The organism is Streptococcus sp. HMSC077D04 (genome assembly GCF_001808785.1).
GTDB lineage: Bacteria > Bacillota > Bacilli > Lactobacillales > Streptococcaceae > Streptococcus > Streptococcus mitis_BX.
On record NZ_KV794536.1, the window covers coordinates 161,644 to 177,756 of the forward strand.

Genomic DNA, 16,113 nt, shown 5'->3' on the forward strand with positions numbered 1-16,113 from the left:
TTTGCTCTTTGATTTTCATTGAGTATTATTCTCAGGCACAAAGCCCATTTCCAAAAAAATAAGCCGCCTGATTGGGCGACTTTATTTTTTATAGGGAGATTATTATGAAAAAGTTTTAGGAGTTTAAGTTAAGGTCTTCTTAACTTATGGACTTAGTATACACTTCCTAGCTTAAAGTTTCCTTAAGTATTTTTAAAAATCAAATTTTTCCATTTTTCCTGCCAATTTTTCTTGGATAATCGTGTTTGATAGAGAGCCATTCGGTCTTCATTTTCTAAGAAATGAGGAGTGGGACGAACTTGAAAATTCAAAATATCCTCCAAACCATAAGGTGCATAGAGTTCAAAATCGGATTCTTCATTCAAGCGTAGTCCAACAGCCGTACATTGTTCTGGATACTTACTCATAGCATCACGGGAACTGGTATAGGGAGCAGTATGAGGGCTGTGCTGGTACATATAGACTTGATTTTTCAATTCCCACTGGTACTGAGGAAAGTCCTCTCTCAGTTTTTTCTCTAGGGACAAGGTTTCCTCATAAGAAATATCTGGATCAAAGAAAATCACATCTACATCTGTTTCACAGTCAAAAGGGGATTTGTCTGACAAGAGATTCCAGATGAAATTTCTGACAGAACCTGCTGCCAACCAGGAATCTTTCAACTCCAGGTTTCGGATGATAGTCAGAATAGCCATCATATCTGGATTTTTTCTAAAATCCTCTAGAATTTCTTGCTTATTTTTCATTGTATTCATAACCTAAGTGATCATATGCCTTAGCAGTCGCTACCCGTCCAGATCGCGTCCGCATGATAAAGCCTTTTTGGATTAAGTAAGGCTCATACATATCTTCAACTGTCTCACGTTCTTCTGCTATGTTAACAGAAAGAGTTCCTAAACCGACGGGACCACCACCGTACATCTCAATCATGGTGCGAAGGATTTTCTGGTCCACATAGTCCAAACCTTCATGGTCAACATCCAGCATAGTCAAAGCCTTATCGGTAATAAGATCATCGATAACCCCATTCCCCATTATCTGGGCAAAATCACGCACACGCTTGAGGAGACGATTGGCAATACGAGGGGTCCCACGACTACGTAGGGCCAACTCAGATGCTGCCTCATGGGTGATTTCCATCTCAAAAATATCTGCCGTCCGCTCGACAATTTCTGTCAAGTCAGCATGAGCATAATACTCCATATGTCCCGTAATCCCAAAACGTGCCCGTAGAGGATTTGACAGCATACCAGCCCGAGTCGTCGCACCAATCAAGGTAAAAGGTGGCAACTCCAAATGAACGCTGCGACTGCCTTCACCAGCACCAATCATGATATCAATGTAGAAGTCCTCCATGGCACTATAAAGCACCTCTTCCACAGACATGGGCAAGCGATGAATCTCATCAATAAAAAGGACATCCCCAGGCTCTAAGTCATTCAAAATCGCTACCAGATCTCCGGCTTTTTCAATGACTGGACCCGAAGTCTGCTTGATATTGACACCTAGTTCGTTGGCAATAACAAAAGCCATGGTCGTTTTTCCCAAGCCTGGAGGCCCGAATAAGAGCACATGATCCAGCGCTTCATCCCGCATTTTGGCAGCCTCGATAAAGATTTGGAGCTGGTCCTTGACCTTGTCCTGCCCAATATATTCACGTAAGTACTGAGGACGGAGCGTGCGTTCTACTAACTCCTCATCCCCCATTATCTCATTATCTAAAATTCTACTCATGGCTCTATTATATCAAAAAACAAAGCCACAAACAAAAAAGCCACTGGATTGGTGCCTCCCGAGTTTAACACTTATGTGGAATAATATTCTACGGCACTACTACACCACCTACGAAAGGAGGTGAGATAGCCCATGATGGAATTAGTACTCAAAACTATCATCGAACCAATTGTGGTCGGTGTCGTTCTTCGATTAGTCGATAAATGGCTAAACGAGGACAAATAGTGTCAAAAAAGACCCCAAGCTTATTTGGTCGTGAGCTTGGAGTCTTTTCTAGCCTATGATATAGAACTAATCCTTAATTCCTCTCCATTATCCTACAGTTCACAAATTTTGTCAAATGTTTATATTCTCGACTTTTCAAGCTTTAACCACTGTACAACAAAACGGTCAAGATTAAGAGAAAGTTAGGGATTCTATCAATTTCATAAAAATTTTGATTTCGTAAACGAAGAGACAAGCTTACATGTCACTCCTCATTTAATACGCCACTACTGGACAAGTAAAATCGTCATTACAATAGTTCCATTCCTTCAATTAACAGTCACCTACAATCAAATTAAGGTTGAATTCACTTAAATAGCAACAGACCTATTTCTTAGTCATATTCGCTAAAAAGATTCCCGCCAATTCCCCGACCAAAATCAGAAAAATATCGAAAAATGATTTTTAGAATAGTCCCCAAAAGCCTGAAATAGAGCCAAAAAACTCCACCTGATTGGGTGGAGTTAAGGGAGATTATTATGAAAAAGAAAAGTTTAGGATTTTATTAAATAAAGTTAGGAGATCTTTATTTAATAACTATATGATACAAGACGAAACTTAAAACTAGCTTAACTTTTCTCAAATTCTACCATTTTTAAAAAAATTTCTATCAGCATCACCTCACCCTACAAAAAAGCCACCTGATTGGGTGACTTCATTAGGAGATTATGATGAAAAAAGTTTTAGGATTTCATTAAATAAAGTTAGGAGGTCTTTATTTAATGACTATATAATACTAGACCAGCCTTAAACTTTGCTTAAGAAAAAACAAGTTTTGTTATTTTTTACGATTCACCCAAGTCATACCTATACAATTATAGGTGGATAAGATTTCAAAGCCCATAGAACGATAGAATTCCAAGGTTCTTTCTGTCTGTTCTGTCACCAGCTGGACTTGATAGGCATCTTTGTAATCCTCTAAAGCCTCTTTCATCAAAGCACTGCCTATCCCTTGACGCTGATAGATAGGTAAAACGATTAAATCCTGAACCAGTATTGATGAGAATCCATCTCCAACCAAACGAATCAAGCCCACCACAGCATCGCCATCAAGCGCCACATAAATCACTAATGAATGAGATAAGGCCTGCTCCAGCATCTCTGGTTGATGGGTATAATTTGTCCAACCGACAGCCTGATAGAGATGCAAAACATCCTCTAGCTTGACAATTTCTTGCTTTTTAATAGTAATCATCTCAACACCTATTAAAGCTCTCTCAAGCTCTTGTACTGCTGTCCATTTTTATCAAAATTTTCAGGACGCAACCATGTTTCCAAACGAGATTTGACTTTGGGCCAGCCCTTATCAATCATGGACAACCAATCCGTATCCCTCGTACGCCCCTTATAAACCACTGCCTGACGGAAGGTTCCTTCATAAATAAATCCCAAACGCTCCGCAGCTCGTCTGGATGGCAAATTAAGAGAATCACATTTCCACTCATAGCGACGATAGTGGAGTTCTTCAAAAACATAGCGAGCGAGGAGATACTGGGCTTCAGTTCCTATCCGTGTTCCCCTGAGCTCTGGAGAAAAAGTGACCGCCCCCACTTCTATCACTCGGTTATTCTGATCAATGCGCATGAGAGAAAAAGTTCCCAAAGCCTTACCAGTTGCCTTGTCTATGATTGCATAGTAAAAACGGTCCTTACGAGCCAACATCTGATTTAAAAGGCTGACCAGTTCCTCCATGTCTGCTACTGGCTCCTGAAAGAGGTAAGTCCACATCTCCCGAGGCGTATCAGGGCCATAAACAGCTAATAAATCCTCCGCATGCTTTTCCACCGAAAGAGCTTCTATTCGAGCATAACGCCCTTCTAAGAAATCAATAGAAGGCAATTCACCTGGTGTATAACCTTCCATTGACTCCCCAATCATCTGACCATATTCATTTACTGGCATAGCTTTCTCCTTATTCACTTATTGAATATAGTATAACATATCTCAATGAAAATTTTAGGAAACACTTGGATTTCGATTCAACAATGCAAACTCCTCTTATAAAAATCATCCATCCATTTTATGGAGGAATAATCAAATATGGGAACGAGTGAGTTAATGTCCCTTGTGCTTCTCTCTATTTTTTACTGTTTGTATTCAAATTTCTCTTGTTTTAGTGTTTGCTTTTGTAGACTGAACTACCAACCAGAACTGTGTTTTTATCTTAGTTGGGACTATTATAGTACGGTTCAGCACTATCTACAAATTCTTCAGATGTGTATCAAAATAATTTATCGTAGCAAACCAAGAGTCTACACTTTCTTTCATTAATAAGCGCCAATCTTTTCGATAACGATGATTCGGTTGATAAGCAACCGTCAACATATGCCCTGTTTCATGGTATTTTTTAAACAAAATAGATTCCCCTTTATAATGTGAAATGATATCATCTATCGCGGATGATGCATTCCATATTTCATCAACATCGCTTCCTAGTAATAATAAAGGGGAGGAAATTTTACTCACATCAATCTGAGCCCTACTATCTTCAGGAATATGTTTTCCAAAAAACTTGTTTAACAAATAATCTCCTAACTGAAATTTTTGATAAGGAAGTTCCTTTTGTAAATATGTCCAAGAAGATGAATGAGAATTGAGTTTTCCCTTTATTCCCTCAAATATTACATTTGAGGGAGAATTGAGTACTAAACATTGCACATCATCCAAAATACTTTGTCCAGCCAAAACAAGCTCTGCTCCTTTAGAGCGACCATATATTCCTATTTTTGTATTATCAACTTGAGGATGATGATATAGAAAATCTTTCGCTTCCTCCAGACATTCTATTGGAATTCGTTCTAAATTTTGGGGTAATCCCTCTAAACCAAAATAAGCTATTGCAAGACAAATATAGCCTCTAGAAGATAAAAGTTGGGCAATATTCTGAGCTTTTTCAATTCTTCCCTCACTACCGCTAACAATAATCACGGCTGGCGCCCTTCTTAACTTTTCATCATAAAATAATCGACCTTGAAAATGCTTGTCATAGATATCTTGATATCTTACTCCCAGATTCATATAACGCCTTACAAAACTTTGCTCCGCGACCATATCTTTCCCCAGCCTGATTTTAATTTCAACACCAAAACAATCTCGTAATGGAATTCTATCAAGAGAACTCGGTAATCTCCTTTTCCTATTCTTCAACGGTTTCGCATTAAAGAATAATCCCATTTCTGAAACTCCTTTATAAGATCCCGAAATAGATACTGTCTGAGAGGTATCAATCATACCGTCCTGATCAGATAAAAAAATTGCGGTTGATTTCCATATAACATCATGATCTAAAAGCAAGGGAGCATTTATACAGTAATAATCAGACAGGTACATTTCTACACAATACATTGCCCTTGGTTCTAAACCATTAATAGCAATATAAAAAGATTCATCCGCTAAATCTGTTTGTGAAATCAGTTCTATGTTTACAGTCATATCTTCTCCTTTTTGTTAATTTACTTAACAATTATATTTGAAATTTACCGTGACTTTTACCACGGTAATTCTCCCCACACCTTTTCAATATCATCCATCAATTTCACAACTGTTTTAAGTTCCACCTCGCTATAGTTGTTTAAAACTGAAAAGATTGATTTTTCAATATATTCTTGTTGCTCCTTATGGATTTTAAAAATTTCGATGCCTTTTTCAGATAATCTCAAATATTTATTTTTCCCATTATTCGGATCAAAATCAAAAACAACTAAATTTTTTTGAATCAATCTCCTAACACTTTGAGTTATTGCACTTCTTGAAACTTCTAATAATTCAGATAATTTTACTAGATTTAAGGGCTGATTTTTCCCAATCACAACAATCAAATGTACCTCATTCAACGTAATGGATTTGTCAACACCACTTTTATGTTGATTTTTTTTTTAACTGGTCAAACGCTAAAATAAATCTATTGAAACGATTATTAAATGCAATAAATTCTTTTTTATCCATAATCTCTCTTTTCTTTGTTAATTATATTAACAAAATAGAAACTTCCTGTCAAATAAAAAATCCTCCAGATTCTACTCTGAAGGATTCATTTCTTATTTCACAACAATATTAACGAGTTTATTCGGTACCGCAATCACTTTCACGATTTCCTTACCGTCAATTTCTGCTTTGACTTTTTCATCAGCGAGAGCAATTTCTTGCAATTCTTCGCGTGATAGGTCTTTAGCAACCATGAGTTTGGCACGAACTTTTCCTTTGATTTGGACAACGATTTCGATTTCGTCTTCAACTAATTTGCTTTCATCCCAAGTTGGCCAAGCTACATAAGAGATAGATTCTCCTGTTGCTGCAACTGTTTGCCAGAGCTCTTCTGCCAAGTGAGGTGCAAATGGTGCAATCAACTGAACGAAGCCTTTGGCGTAGTCTACATAAAGTTTGTCTTCCTTGTTGGCAGCGTTGACAAAGACCATAAGTTGGGCAATGGCTGTGTTGAATTTCAATGATTCTATTTGCTCTGTGACAGCTTTAACGGTTTCGTTGTAAACCTTGTCGAGAGAGCCATTGTTTTCTGCAACAATTTCCTTGCTTGTAATCAAACGGTAAACACGGTCAAGGAACTTACGGCTTCCTTCCAGACCTTCTTCTGACCAAGCGATTGAAGCATCAAGTGGCCCCATGAACATTTCATAGACACGAAGGGTGTCGGCACCGTATTGTTCCACCACATCGTCTGGGTTAACAACGTTCTTAAGCGATTTAGACATCTTAGCTGGTGCTTGCTCCAACTCTTCTCCTGTTTCCACATGGAAGAAAGAACCGTCACGTTTTTCAACCTTGTCAGTCGCCACAAGAGCCCCACGGTGGTCACGGTAGCTTGTTCCCAAAATCATTCCTTGGTTAAAGAGTTTTTGGAATGGCTCTTTTGTTGGAACAACACCGAGGTCATAGAGGAATTTGTGCCAGAAACGAGCGTAAAGCAAGTGAAGAACAGCATGCTCTGCACCACCCACGTAGATATCTACTGGCAACCATTGTTTGAGAAGGTCCTCATCAGCCAATTTCTCAGTATTGTGTGGATCAATATAGCGGAGGTAGTACCAGCTTGAACCTGCCCATTGTGGCATAGTATTTGTTTCACGACGACCTTTGACACCATCTTCACGAGTCACTTCAAGCCAGTCTGTCAAGTTAGCTAGTGGACTTTCACCAGTACCTGAAGGGCGGATGTCCTTGGTTACAGGCAAGACAAGTGGCAATTCACTTTCAGGAACAGCTGTTGAAGTTCCATCTTCCCAATGAATGATAGGAATTGGTTCACCCCAGTAACGTTGACGGCTAAAGAGCCAGTCGCGGAGACGGTAGGTAACCTTCTCTTGTCCATAGCCTTTTTCTTCCAACCAAGTTACAATCTTGGCAATAGCGTCTTCTTTGTTGAATCCATCTAGGAAGTCTGAATTGACATGAAGTCCATCTTCTGTGTAGGCAGCTTCTTCAACGTTTCCACCTTCAAGTACTTCGACGATTGAAAGGTCAAATTGTTTGGCAAATTCCCAGTCACGTTGATCGTGGGCAGGCACAGCCATGACAGCACCTGTTCCATAGCTAGCAAGAACATAGTCTGCAATCCAGATTGGAATTTCCTTACCATTGACAGGGTTGATAGCATAAGCACCAGTCCAAACACCAGTTTTTTCTTTGGCAAGGTCTGTACGAGCCAAGTCAGACTTGAGGCTAGCTTGGTGTTTGTAGTCTGCTACTGCTTCTGCTTGTTCTGGACTTGTGATAGCATCTACTAGTTCATGCTCAGGCGCCAAAACAGTGAAGGTCGCACCGAAAAGGGTGTCCGGACGAGTAGTAAAGACTGTAAATTCCTTTTCTGCTCCTTTTACTTTGAAAGTTACATTAGCACCAGTTGATTTACCAATCCAGTTGCGCTGCATGTCCTTGATAGACTCTGGCCAATCCAGATCATCCAAGTCATTAAGCAAGCGCTCTGCGTAGGCCGTGATTTTGAGCATCCATTGGCGCATTGGTTTGCGAACAACTGGATAGCCTCCACGCTCAGAAGTTCCGTCAGGAAGAACCTCTTCGTTGGCGATGGCTGTTCCCAATTCCTCAACCCAGTTTACTGGCACTTCCGCTTCATAGGCCAATCCTTTTTCGTAAAGCTTAGTAAATATCCATTGCGTCCACTTGTAGTAGTTTGGATCTGTTGTGTTGACTTCACGATCCCAGTCATAAGAAAATCCAAGCGCATTGATTTGGCGTTTGAAGTTGGCAATGTTTTCCGCTGTAAATTCTGCTGGGTCATTACCTGTATCCATAGCGTATTGCTCTGCGGGCAAACCAAAAGCATCCCACCCCATTGGGTGAAGGACATTGTAGCCTTGCGCACGTTTGTAACGGCTGAGGATATCCGTTGCGGTATAACCTTCTGGATGTCCTACGTGCAGACCCGCTCCAGACGGATAAGGAAACATATCAAGAGCATAAAACTTCGGTTTTGATGCATCTGTTCCTGTCTTAAATGTATGATGTTCTGCCCAGTAGCCCTGCCACTTAGGCTCAATTTCTTTATGATTGTAAAAACTCATGGTCTCTCTCCAATTTTGTGATGTTACTATTATACCATTTTTGAGGGAATTTGAAAGATGAGAAATGTTCTTTTAGACTTGGATGGTAAGAAAGACTGAATCGCAAATCTAGCTTATTTAGCAGTATAAAAAATTAGCTAGCACTTGAAATTAACTTATATCGATTATTTGTCTCTTTCATCTTTTTCCCCTAGCGCCTTTGACTCATATTCCCCGTTTTAGATTTCTTTAAGGTTTTTATTATATCCTATAGGACTCTGCAAATTATAAACATTAAGTAGGTTGTAGAGTTAAAATGTTCGTAAAAAGGAGATTATTATGAAAAAACTACTATTCTTTCTCTCTTGTGGATGGATATTTCTTACTTTATCAGGATGTTCTTCAACAACAGAAGCGGAAACTAGCTCTGAAAAAGATTCAGATAACACTTTGGTTGTCTACTCGCCTAATCCTGAGGACCTTATCGAAGAAACAATTCCAGCCTTCGAAGACAAATATGGTATTAAGGTTGATTTAGTACAAGCCAGCACGGGTGAATTGTTCAAAAAAGCTGAGGCCGAAAAAGAATCCCCAGTAGCCGATGTCATTTTCGGAGGTTCCTACGCTCTCTTCTCTTCTAACGAAAAACTTTTTGAACCTTATATTTCCCAAGAAAACGACCAGATAATCCCTGAATATCAAAATAAAACTGGATTCTACACGCCTTATACACTTGATGTCAGTGTTATCATTGCCAATTCAGCTCTTACAAAAGATATTAAAATTGAAGGCTACAATGATCTACTCAATCCTAAATTAAAAGGAAAAATCGCTACTGCTGATCCTAGTAATGCTTCTAGCGCCTTTGCTCAATTAACAAACATGCTTGTTGATCAAGGTGGATACGAAAATGAACAAGCTTGGACCTATGTGAAAAATCTATTTACCCTAGTAGATGGAAAGATTGCATCTAGTTCTTCAAATGTTTACAAAGCTGTCGCCGATGGAGAAATGGCTGTAGGACTCACCTATGAAGACCCTGCCTTAAAACTCTTAAACGACGGAGTTGATGTAAAAGTTATTTATCCAAAAGAAGGAACCGTCTTTTTACCTGGTAACGCAGCTATCATCAAAAATGCTAAACACATGGAAAACGCTAAGAAATTTATCGATTTCCTCCTTTCTCAAGAAATCCAAGATAAGCTAGGAACTGAAACTACAATCAGACCCATTCGTAAAAATGCTAAAACCAATAAAAATATGAAGGCTATGACAGAAATCAAGATTGCCACCGAAGATTCAGATTATGTCATTAAAAATAAATCCACTATTCTTAAAAAGTACAATGACATTTTTACAGATATCCAATCTAAACAGTAAAAGAGGTTCACTATGAGTGAGATCAAAATTATTAACGCCAAAAAAATCTACCACGATGTCCCTGTTATTGATAATTTAAACATTACAATTCCAAAAGGAAGTCTCTTTACCATCCTTGGTCCTTCAGGGTGTGGGAAAACGACCCTTCTTCGTATGATTGCAGGTTTCAACAGTATCGAAGGCGGAGAATTTTACTTCAATGATACAAAAATCAATAATATGGAACCCAGCAAACGCAATATCGGCATGGTTTTCCAAAACTACGCTATTTTTCCACATTTGACCGTCCGAGACAATGTTGCTTTTGGTCTTAAGCAAAAGAAAGTTCCAAAAGAGGAATTGATTCAACAGACCAACAAGTATCTTGAACTCATGCAAATTGCTCAATATGCGGATCGAAAGCCCGATAAACTCAGTGGTGGACAACAACAACGTGTCGCCTTAGCACGTGCCTTAGCGGTTAATCCAAGTGTTCTCCTCATGGACGAGCCACTTAGTAATCTGGATGCCAAACTTCGCTTGGATATGCGCCAAGCCATTCGAGAAATCCAACACGAAGTGGGAATTACAACCGTCTATGTGACCCACGACCAAGAAGAAGCCATGGCGATTTCAGACCAAATTGCTGTTATGAAAGATGGAGTGATCCAACAAATCGGCCGACCAAAAGAACTCTATCATAAACCAGCTAATGAGTTTGTAGCAACCTTTATCGGACGAACAAATATTATCCCTGCCAATCTTGAAAAACGGAGCGACGGCGCTTATATCGTCTTTTCAGATGGCTTTGCCCTTCGAATACCAGCCCTTGATCAGGCTGAGGCACAAGCTATTCATGTAAGCATTCGTCCTGAAGAGTTTATCAAAGATGAATCTGGAGATATTGAAGGAACTATTAGCGATAGCGTCTATCTTGGACTGAATACTGAATACTTCATCGAGACAGGCTTTGTCTCAAAAATTCAGGTTAGCGAAGAATCAACTTTTGAAGAAGATCTACAAAAAGGCGATCGTATTCGTCTACGAATCAATACTCAAAAATTAAATGTCTTTTCTGCGGATGGTTCCCAAAACCTGATAAAAGGAGTCAACCATGGAACGTAAAAAACTAAATATTTGGACAGTCTCCTCTTTATTCATCTTTCTTACCTATCTTGTCTTTCTCGTTTATCCTATCGTTACCGTGCTCAAGCAAGCACTCATACATGAAGGACAATTTTCACTAGCTAATTTTGTCACTTTCTTTAGTAAAGCCTACTACTCTGAGACACTCGTCAACAGTTTCAAGGTTTCCATTACCGCTACTGTCACTTCCTTAGTCGTAGGAACCTTATTAGCTTATCTCTTCTCTATGTATGACTTCAAGGGAAAGAAATTTCTACAAATATTAATTATCATTGCTTCCATGTCAGCTCCTTTCGTGGGAGCCTACTCCTGGATTCTCTTGCTGGGACGAAATGGGGTCATTACTAAATTCCTGACAAATACCCTTCATCTTCCAGCTATCGATATTTATGGATTTAAAGGAATTGTACTTGTCTTTACACTACAATTATTCCCACTAGTATTTCTATACGTTGCTGGGACAATGAAAAGTATTGACAATTCTCTACTTGAAGCCGCTGAAAGCATGGGGTCCTTCGGATTTAAGCGTATCGTAACGGTTGTTTTACCTCTTCTAGTTCCAACCTTACTAGCTGCTGCCCTGCTTGTATTTATGAGAGCATTCTCAGACTTTGGAACACCGATGTTAATTGGTGAAGGATATCGGACTTTCCCTGTCCTGATTTATACCCAATTTATTAGCGAGGTTGGAGGAAATTCTGCTTTTGCATCTGCTTTAGCAGTTATGGCGATTATCATTGCCTTGGCGATTTTCCTTATCCAAAAATACATTTCAAACCGCTACAGTTTCAGCATGAATTCGCTCCATCCAATTGAGCCTAAAAAAACTACAAAAGGAAAAATGGTTGCCATTTATGCAACAGTCTACGGAATTATCTTGCTCTCTGTTCTACCTCAAGTCTACTTGATTTATACTTCTTTCCTAAAAACATCAGGTATGGTATTTGTCAAAGGCTATTCTCTAAACAGTTACAAGGTAGCTTTCAATCGTATGGGATCTGCTATTTTCAATACTATTCGTATCCCTTTGATTGCCTTAGTTCTAGTTGTCCTATTTGCAACATTTATCTCCTACCTAGCTGTTAGAAAACGGAATTTGTTTACAAACTTAATTGACAGCCTCAGTATGGTCCCTTATATTGTACCAGGAACCGTTCTAGGGATTGCCTTCATTTCTTCCTTCAATACTGGTCTATTTGGAAGTGGATTTCTTATGATTACAGGGACTGCTTTCATCTTAATTATGTCTCTATCTGTCAGAAGATTACCTTATACTATTCGCTCATCTGTTGCTAGCTTGCAACAAATAGCACCAAGTATTGAAGAAGCTGCTGAAAGCTTAGGAAGTAGCCGTTTCAATACCTTTGCCAAGGTTACAACTCCAATGATGCTATCTGGTATTATTTCTGGAGCTATCCTATCTTGGGTTACAATGATTTCAGAACTCTCTACTTCTATCCTCCTCTACAATGTCAAAACAAGAACAATGACTGTAGCTATTTATACAGAGGTTCTCAGAGGAAATTACGGTGTTGCCGCAGCCTTGTCAACTATCCTCACTGTTCTGACAGTAGGTTCCTTGCTCTTGTTTATGAAAATCTCTAAAAGCAATAGCATTACACTCTAGTTTTCCCCATCAAAAACAGCCGAAAGGATTACCCTCGGCTGTTTTTTCTTATCTTGATATTCTTATCAAATCCTCAGTTCATAGCAAACAAGTCTAGACTGATTATACTCAATGAAAATCAAAGAGTAAACTAGGAAACTAGCCACAGGTTGCTCAAAGCACTGCTTTGAGGTTGTAGATAGAACTGACGAAGTCAGTCACATATATCTACGGCAAGACGACGTTGACGCGGTTTGAAGAGATTTTCGAAGAGTATTAAATAGAAGCTTCCTCCATCTTCTCCCGTCCTAGTTCTCGGTAACTACGGTCGCCGACAACTTCTACGCTAAACTGCCCGTCCTCATATTCAAGGATCGTTACGCTACCATTATCGAGACCATGCGGATGCATGCCATTAATCAGATAAACAATGGTTCCAATGGTCATTCCATGGCTGACAACGAGAGCGTTGCTCCCACCTTGTTCTTCCATTTCTTTGGCAATCGCTTCAAAACCTTCCTTGATTCGGCCACTGAGTTTTTCCCAGCCTTCAGCCCAACCAGCTGTATCGACCTCTACCAAACCCTCAGCCAGTTCAGCATAAGATAATTGGTGAACGTGGTCCACATTAAAGATACGAGGAATAATGCCCATGAAAAGATCACCATCATAAGCTCCGTCAAAGCTACCAAAACACCATTCTCTGATACGCTTGTCCATGCGATAAGGGATTTTTCCCTGCAAGCCAAGTTCATCAAGGATGATTCCCATTGTCTGAATGGTGCGACCAGAATCACTCGAATAAGCGCGATCAAACTGTAGACCAGATTCTCGCAAACCAATTCCTAATTCTTGAATCCCTCGTTCACCTTCAGTTGTTAAAGGAGTATCGCTCCAACCTTGCGCGCGACCAATCGTGTTAAACATGGTCTTACCATGACGTACCAAATACAATCGTACTTTTACCATTTTCCGTCCTCCGTTTGCTTCTATTATATCATGGATGATAAAACAAAAGCCACCCATACAGGCGACTTTTGCAGGAGATTATTATGAAAAAGTTTAGGAGTTCTATTAAATAAAGATATTAGATGAAAATCAAATTCAAACTAAATCAGAGTTATCTGTTTCAAATAATATTAGGAGGTCTTTATTTAATGATTATAATATACACATCCAACCTTAAATAGAACTTAAAATTTCTCCTATTTTCTTAATTTTTAAAACTATGAATTGGTGCTGGGATTTGTCCTCCACGAGAGATGAAATCAACAGACGAAGCCCCATTGACCTTCATAACAGGTGCAGTTCCTAATAGACCACCAAACTCAATCATATCGCCTTCTTTTCCTTTTGGAATGATACGAACAGCTGTTGTTTTCATGTTAATGACACCAATTGCAGCCTCATCCGCAATCATAGCCGCAATGGTTTCAGCAGGTGTATCCTCTGGAATGGCAATCATATCCAAACCAACGGAACAGATAGCCGTCATAGCTTCTAGTTTTTCCAAATTAAGAGAGCCATTTTGCACTGCAGCAATCATTCCTTCATCCTCTGAAACAGGGATAAAGGCACCAGACAAACCACCAACTTGGTTGCAGGCCATAACTCCGCCCTTCTTAACTTGATCGTTCAAGAGAGCCAAGGCAGCCGTCGTTCCATGCGTACCAACTGTCTCTAGTCCCATTTCTTCTAGGACACGTGCTACAGAATCTCCAACCGCAGGAGTTGGCGCCAAACTCAAGTCCACAATACCAAACTCCACACCCAGTCTTTCACTAGCCATCTGACCAACCAATTGACCGATACGAGTGATTTTAAAGGCAGTTTTCTTAACTGTTTCGGCTACTACATCAAAGCTCTGTCCACGAACTTTTTCCAAGGCACGTTTCACCACACCAGGACCAGAAACTCCGACATTGATGATAACATCTGCCTCCCCAACACCATGAAAAGCACCCGCCATAAATGGATTGTCCTCAACAGCATTAGCGAATACAACCAACTTAGCTGCCCCCATATCTGATAGATTAGCCGTTTCCTTAATAACTCGTCCCATATCTGCTACAGCCGTCATATTAATACCAGACTTGGTTGAGCCAATATTAACTGACGAGCAAACCTTATCCGTTTCAGCCAAAGCACGAGGAATAGAATTGATTAGAATCTCATCTCCCTTTTGATACCCTTTTTGTACCAAGGCAGAGAAACCACCAATAAAGTCCACACCAATCTCTTTCGCAGCCTTATCAAGCGCTTTTGCTAAAACTACATAGTCCGTCGCATCTGTCGCTGCTCCAATCAGAGAAATAGGAGTCACCGATACACGCTTATTAACGATAGGAATTCCCAACTCAGCTGCAATTTCATCGCCAACAGCCACTAAATTAGCCGCCTTGGTCGTAATCTTTTGATAAATTTTCTCCGCAGCACGATTGATATCTGGATCGATACAGTCTAATAGAGAAATCCCCATGGTAATAGTTCTGATATCGAAGTTTTGCTCCTCAATCATGGCAATGGTTTCAGTAACTTGTCTAATATCCATGATAACCTCCTAGATATTATACATAGCTTCGAAAATCGCTGCACTCTGAATATTGATTTTCACATTCAAAGTTTGCCCAAAAGCTTCAAATTCATTACGAAGATAGGTAAAATCTTGCTTTTTATCACTAGAGACGACAGCCATCATCGTGAAATATTCATCCAAGACAGTTTGAGAGATATCGTCTATATTCAAACCCAATTCTGCAATTTTTCCAGAAACACCTGCAACAATTCCAGATTTATCTTTACCAACAACAGTTATAATCGCTTTCATAAGCAAACTCCAATTCTTCTTATAATAAGAAACCTGAACATTAAACAGGATTCTTTTCAAATAGTATAGCATAATTCTAACTAAAATACTCAAAAACGCCTGCTTACGAAGTTGTTCTTAAGAAAAAAACAATTTCGTAAACAAGCGTCTACTATCCCAACTTATGATGAGTGTTCCCGCTAGGACCGAAATCCTAGCGGTAGACCAGAGCTAGACTAAGAGCACAAGACTCCATCATCATAACACTCAACAAAATTGATGATTTTATACTAATTCGATGATCGCCATTGGCGCTGCATCACCACGACGTGGTTCAGTTTTAAGGATACGAGTGTATCCACCGTTACGTTCAGCATAACGAGGTGCGATTTCTGAGAACAATTTTTGAAGTGCTGTAGTAGAAGTGTACTTATCAGTTGCTTCATCATAGTTTTCAGATGCGATTTCATTACGTACGAAAGCAGCTGCTTGACGACGTGCATGCAAATCACCACGTTTACCTAGAGTAATCATTTTTTCAACAGTTTTACGGATTTCTTTAGCACGAGCTTCAGTTGTCACGATTGATTCGTTGATCAAAAGGTCAGTTGTCAAATCGCGAAGCATTGCTTTACGTTGTGAGCTAGTGCGTCCTAGTTTACGGTAAGCCATGTATTCCT

The 16,113-nt window shown here is 39.5% G+C and carries 15 protein-coding genes; 4 read left to right on the plus strand and 11 right to left on the minus strand.

Annotation, left to right across the window (positions count from 1 at the left end; genetic code table 11):
- Window positions 1-182: 182 nt before the first annotated feature.
- Together HMPREF2701_RS05625 and ruvB are read right to left on the minus strand one after the other, a co-directional pair.
- Window positions 183-755, minus strand: coding sequence for a nucleotidyltransferase family protein (locus HMPREF2701_RS05625; protein WP_061589609.1), 573 nt, complete (start codon window positions 753-755; stop codon window positions 183-185).
- Window positions 736-1,734 carry a Holliday junction branch migration DNA helicase RuvB gene (gene ruvB, locus HMPREF2701_RS05630; RefSeq protein ID WP_081109233.1) on the minus strand — a complete coding sequence of 333 codons (999 nt, stop codon included), beginning with the start codon at window positions 1,732-1,734 and terminating at the stop codon, window positions 736-738. Before ruvB ends, HMPREF2701_RS05625 begins: the two co-directional genes overlap by 20 nt.
- Window positions 1,735-1,866: 132 nt before the next feature.
- On the opposite strand from ruvB, the gene HMPREF2701_RS05635 reads away from it, so the two are divergent.
- Complete coding sequence (locus tag HMPREF2701_RS05635) at window positions 1,867-1,959, plus strand: type I toxin-antitoxin system Fst family toxin (RefSeq protein WP_070482418.1); 93 nt, start codon at window positions 1,867-1,869, stop codon at window positions 1,957-1,959.
- An 817-nt stretch (window positions 1,960-2,776) separates the two neighbouring features.
- On the opposite strand, the gene HMPREF2701_RS05640 is transcribed toward HMPREF2701_RS05635, so the two are convergent.
- The 5 genes from HMPREF2701_RS05640 to leuS all read right to left on the minus strand — a co-directional run bounded on the left by HMPREF2701_RS05640 (window position 2,777) and on the right by leuS (window position 8,537).
- A complete protein-coding gene (locus HMPREF2701_RS05640; protein WP_061589611.1) occupies window positions 2,777-3,193 on the minus strand; it encodes a GNAT family N-acetyltransferase in 417 nt (138 codons plus the stop codon).
- 11 nt (window positions 3,194-3,204) lie between these two features.
- On the minus strand, window positions 3,205-3,900 hold the full coding sequence (locus tag HMPREF2701_RS05645) for a GNAT family N-acetyltransferase (protein WP_061589612.1): 696 nt from the start codon (window positions 3,898-3,900) through the stop codon (window positions 3,205-3,207).
- 297 nt (window positions 3,901-4,197) lie between these two features.
- Window positions 4,198-5,430, minus strand: coding sequence for an acyl-CoA thioesterase/BAAT N-terminal domain-containing protein (locus HMPREF2701_RS05650; RefSeq protein ID WP_061589613.1), 1,233 nt, complete (start codon window positions 5,428-5,430; stop codon window positions 4,198-4,200).
- 56 nt (window positions 5,431-5,486) lie between these two features.
- Window positions 5,487-5,807 carry a MarR family winged helix-turn-helix transcriptional regulator gene (locus HMPREF2701_RS05655; RefSeq protein WP_242493590.1) on the minus strand — a complete coding sequence of 107 codons (321 nt, stop codon included), beginning with the start codon at window positions 5,805-5,807 and terminating at the stop codon, window positions 5,487-5,489.
- Between the two features lie 228 nt (window positions 5,808-6,035).
- On the minus strand, window positions 6,036-8,537 hold the full coding sequence (gene leuS / locus HMPREF2701_RS05660) for a leucine--tRNA ligase (RefSeq protein WP_061589615.1): 2,502 nt from the start codon (window positions 8,535-8,537) through the stop codon (window positions 6,036-6,038).
- 318 nt (window positions 8,538-8,855) lie between these two features.
- On the opposite strand from leuS, the gene HMPREF2701_RS05665 reads away from it, so the two are divergent.
- The 3 genes from HMPREF2701_RS05665 to HMPREF2701_RS05675 are packed head-to-tail and all read left to right on the plus strand — an operon-like array spanning window position 8,856 to window position 12,648.
- Window positions 8,856-9,896 carry an ABC transporter substrate-binding protein gene (locus tag HMPREF2701_RS05665; RefSeq protein ID WP_049510963.1) on the plus strand — a complete coding sequence of 347 codons (1,041 nt, stop codon included), beginning with the start codon at window positions 8,856-8,858 and terminating at the stop codon, window positions 9,894-9,896.
- A gap of 12 nt (window positions 9,897-9,908) precedes the next feature.
- On the plus strand, window positions 9,909-11,000 hold the full coding sequence (locus tag HMPREF2701_RS05670; RefSeq protein ID WP_061589616.1) for an ABC transporter ATP-binding protein: 1,092 nt from the start codon (window positions 9,909-9,911) through the stop codon (window positions 10,998-11,000).
- Window positions 10,990-12,648, plus strand: a complete 1,659-nt coding sequence (locus HMPREF2701_RS05675; RefSeq protein ID WP_070482420.1) for an ABC transporter permease — start codon at window positions 10,990-10,992, stop codon at window positions 12,646-12,648. The genes HMPREF2701_RS05670 and HMPREF2701_RS05675 overlap by 11 nt, the downstream gene beginning before the upstream one ends.
- 255 nt (window positions 12,649-12,903) lie before the next feature.
- Here the strand turns inward: HMPREF2701_RS05675 and HMPREF2701_RS05680 are convergent, their stop codons facing one another.
- From HMPREF2701_RS05680 to rplQ, 4 genes are all read right to left on the minus strand, one after another.
- Window positions 12,904-13,596: a histidine phosphatase family protein gene (locus tag HMPREF2701_RS05680; protein ID WP_061589618.1), complete on the minus strand. Its 693-nt coding sequence runs from the start codon at window positions 13,594-13,596 to the stop codon at window positions 12,904-12,906.
- Window positions 13,597-13,840: 244 nt separating this feature from the next.
- Complete coding sequence (locus HMPREF2701_RS05685; RefSeq protein WP_000354901.1) at window positions 13,841-15,178, minus strand: PFL family protein; 1,338 nt, start codon at window positions 15,176-15,178, stop codon at window positions 13,841-13,843.
- A 9-nt stretch (window positions 15,179-15,187) separates the two neighbouring features.
- A complete protein-coding gene (locus HMPREF2701_RS05690; RefSeq protein ID WP_000644130.1) occupies window positions 15,188-15,454 on the minus strand; it encodes an ACT domain-containing protein in 267 nt (88 codons plus the stop codon).
- A 264-nt stretch (window positions 15,455-15,718) separates the two neighbouring features.
- Complete coding sequence (gene rplQ, locus HMPREF2701_RS05695; RefSeq protein ID WP_000331493.1) at window positions 15,719-16,105, minus strand: 50S ribosomal protein L17; 387 nt, start codon at window positions 16,103-16,105, stop codon at window positions 15,719-15,721.
- Window positions 16,106-16,113 lie beyond the last annotated feature (8 nt).